General features: G+C 48.4%; 4 protein-coding genes. All 4 read right to left on the bottom strand.

Translation table 11 applies throughout. The features are described 5' to 3' along the window. Window positions 1-1075 (bottom strand): mandelate racemase/muconate lactonizing enzyme family protein (locus RH89_RS13930; RefSeq protein WP_004402978.1); only part of this gene is annotated, 1075 nt, incomplete at its 3' end. Window positions 1076-1117: 42 nt separating this feature from the next. Further along, window positions 1118-1984 (bottom strand): fumarylacetoacetate hydrolase family protein, encoded by an 867-nt coding sequence (locus RH89_RS13925; RefSeq protein ID WP_004402977.1) that lies wholly within the window; start codon window positions 1982-1984, stop codon window positions 1118-1120. A 43-nt stretch (window positions 1985-2027) separates the two neighbouring features. Beyond that, window positions 2028-2786: an SDR family NAD(P)-dependent oxidoreductase gene (locus RH89_RS13920; RefSeq protein WP_004402973.1), complete on the bottom strand. Its 759-nt coding sequence runs from the start codon at window positions 2784-2786 to the stop codon at window positions 2028-2030. Window positions 2787-2796: 10 nt separating this feature from the next. After that, window positions 2797-3117 carry an L-rhamnose mutarotase gene (locus RH89_RS13915; RefSeq protein ID WP_004402972.1) on the bottom strand — a complete coding sequence of 107 codons (321 nt, stop codon included), beginning with the start codon at window positions 3115-3117 and terminating at the stop codon, window positions 2797-2799. Window positions 3118-3158: the final 41 nt, after the last annotated feature.

Genomic DNA, 3158 nt, shown 5'->3' with positions numbered 1-3158 from the left:
CCGATTGAATTTTGTCCCAGTCCCAAGCAATACCCAAGCCGATATCGGTTGGTGCCTGTGCCTTCCCATCAATAATGTTGAGCCTGCTGCTGGAAATAGAACCTAGCTGAGGAATGAACTCCAACCAGCGACTGTTCGGAACCGCACAACAGAGTGATACGTGCAATTCCATTAAAAAGTGCGGGCAAACTGAAACATTGTAAGTTTCTGCTAAATGCGCGACCTTCAGCCAAGGGGTAATACCGCCAATTCTTGCCACATCGACCTGTACAATATGACACGCCCCTTGTTCCAGATACTCTCTGAATCCTCGGGTTCCATACATGGATTCTCCCACCGCAATTGGCAGACCGGCCGTTGCACAAAGCTGCGCATGACCTGAAATGTCTTCTGCTGGCATGGGTTCTTCGAGCCAGCTAATACCCAAATCGGCAAATGCCCGACCGCGTTTTATTGCCTCGTCTCGGCTAAAGCTTTGATTGGCATCGACCATGATGTGGTAGTCATCCCCAACCTGTTTTCTCACGTGTTCTAGCCTGCGAATGTCTTCTGCCAGAGAGGGGGAACCCACCTTAACCTTTGAGCCACCAAAGCCCTGTTTCTGCACTTCAATCGCATCTTCTGCAAGCTGTTCTGGCGTGAGATGCAGCCAGCCACCTTCGGTGGTGTAGAGCGGGATTTCGGGTTTGGCTCCACCAGCGACTTTCCAAAGTGGAAGCTGTGCTTTGATGGACTTTCTGTCCCAAAGAGCCGTATCTATTGCAGCCAATGCCAGAGAAGTTATTGCCCCTACTGACGTTGCGTGACTATGGAAATAGAGATCACGCCAGATTTGCTCAATGCAGTCTGGATCTTTGCCAATAAGTTGAGGAAGAAGGTGATCGTGAAGCAAAGCGACGACTGACGACCCGCCTGTACCGATGGTATAGGTATACCCCACCCCCGTTACGCCGTCACTATCTGTAATTTTAACCATAGGAGTTTCCTGACACACAAATGACTGAATGGCGTCGGTGCGCTTAACCTCTGGTTCTAGATCTACCCAATACAGCTCTGCTTTCTCAATGGTTGCCATGGTGGTGCGTCCTTTGCTCCATGTTTTTTAAAAGTGTTTCACTTAGTTTTGCGAATTCTCGTAGGTAATCGCAGTCTGACTTGAAGTGCCAAGCCCATCGATTCCAAGTTCGACAATATCGTCCTCTTTCAGGTAGCGAGGAGGGTTAAAGCCCAGCCCCACACCAAAAGGCGTGCCTGTGGAAATCACATCTCCGGGAAGTAAGGTCATATACTGACTGATGTAACTCACCTGTTTAGCAATGGAGAAAATCATGTCGCTGGTGTTGCTGTCTTGCAGCATTTCACCATTTAGTGACAGCCAGAGCCTTAGGTTTTGCGCATCCGAGCATTCGTCTGTGGTCACAACATAAGGACCAAGCGGCGCAAATGAGTCGCAGCTTTTTCCTTTCACCCACTGACCTTCTTGCTCAAGCTGGAATTCTCGTTCTGAATAGTCATTGTGAAGCGCGTAACCGGCGACGTGCTCTAACGCATCTTCTTCCGACACATAACTTGCACGCTTACCGATAACAATCGCCAGCTCAACTTCCCAGTCGGTTTTCTGGCTGTTTTTAGGGATGATGATGGGATCGTTCGGACCACATAAAGAACTGGTGGCTTTCATAAATAAAACCGGCTGCCCCGGGATAGGCATCCCAGATTCTTCGGCGTGCTTTTTATAATTCAACCCGACACAAATGATTTTCGAAGGTCGGCAGATTGGGGCTCCGTAGCGTTCGTTCTCGCCAAACTCTGGGCAATTTCCCTGATGTTCATCAAGCCACTCACTGAGGCGTTTTGGTCCGTCTGAACCAAAGAAAGATTCAGTATAATCCTCACCAAACGCACTGACGTCGATGCGTTTTCCGCTATTCAGTTCGACGCCAGGCTTCTCGCTGCCGGCTTCTCCTACTCGAACAAGTTTCATGGTTGTATTCCTTCACTATCAAAATGATTTAAATCGATAAAAATCAGCGTAACTGAGTGACACCGCCGTCAATGTCATACGCAGATCCTGTAATAAATCTCGCTTTGTCACTGCACAAAAACACCGTCAGATCGGCAATTTCTTTTGGGGTTCCCATCCGACCAATTGGCTGGTACTCGCTGAGTGTTTTAAACATTTCCTCTTTGGTGTCTGGGTAGTGTTTCTCCAGATACCCATCAACAAACGGAGTGTGTACACGTGCCGGACACAGGCAGTTGCAACGAACACCTTTCGCCACGTAGTCTCTTGCGATACTTAAGGTCATTGCGAGTACTGCGCCTTTTGACGCGGAATAGGCAAAGCGGTCAGATATGCCCACTTTGGCGGCAATGGAAGAGAGATTGAGAATGGCACCCTGTGCTTTTTCAAGCAGTGGCATCGCATGCTTTGAGAAAAGAAATAACCCATTGACGTTAACAGAGAAAACTCGCTCCAGTTCAGAAAGAGAGGTATTTTCAAGGGAGCCGATAGACGCAATACCCGCGTTGTTAACCAGAGCATCCAGACGACCTATCTGGCTTTCTATTGCAGCGCAAACACTGGCAACATCACTTTCACTGGACACATCACACTGAAAGGTAGAAACCTTATCCGTATTGAACTCTTTCGACGCATCTTCAAGTTGTTGTGAATTCACATCAACCAGCACAACGTGCGCTCCGGCATCATGAAACCCTTTGGCGATAGCCAGACCAATACCCGATGCTGCTCCGGTTACTAACGCAACTTTTCCCTGCAACATGTCATTCTCCTTATTTCTGTTCGAAAACCTGTTCCATTGTCAGCCACCAGTCTTCACCTGCTTCTGGCAGAGGTTGCTGCATGGGTTTCATCCACGCCCACCATTTTTGCGTTGTCGGATCGGCTGCCATCTCCGCCATATCACTTTCGAAGTCCTCGCCTACATACTCGAAGTAGGCGAAGAGCAAGCCGTTGTGATGAAAAATGGAGTAATTCTGAATATGTGATGCTTCGATCTGAGCCAGCACTTCAGGCCACACTTCGGTATGGGCTTTTACGTATTCATCGTAATGTTCTGGCTTCAACTGGATGACCTGACCAAACTTTTTCATGGTACCTCCTCAGCTCCCCACTCGAGACAAATAGACATTTT

This window comes from Vibrio nigripulchritudo ATCC 27043, from assembly GCF_000222685.1.
Lineage (GTDB): Bacteria > Pseudomonadota > Gammaproteobacteria > Enterobacterales > Vibrionaceae > Vibrio > Vibrio nigripulchritudo.
This window is presented reverse-complemented; position numbering and strand designations above follow the sequence as displayed.

Excerpts from the sequence above, each read along its gene's own strand:
- RH89_RS13925 (WP_004402977.1), bottom strand. The coding sequence starts at position 1,984 with ATGAAACTTGTTCGAGTAGGAGAAGCCGGCAGCGAGAAGCCTGGCGTC.
- RH89_RS13920 (WP_004402973.1), bottom strand. The coding sequence starts at position 2,786 with ATGTTGCAGGGAAAAGTTGCGTTAGTAACCGGAGCAGCATCGGGTATT.
- RH89_RS13915 (WP_004402972.1), bottom strand. The coding sequence starts at position 3,117 with ATGAAAAAGTTTGGTCAGGTCATCCAGTTGAAGCCAGAACATTACGAT.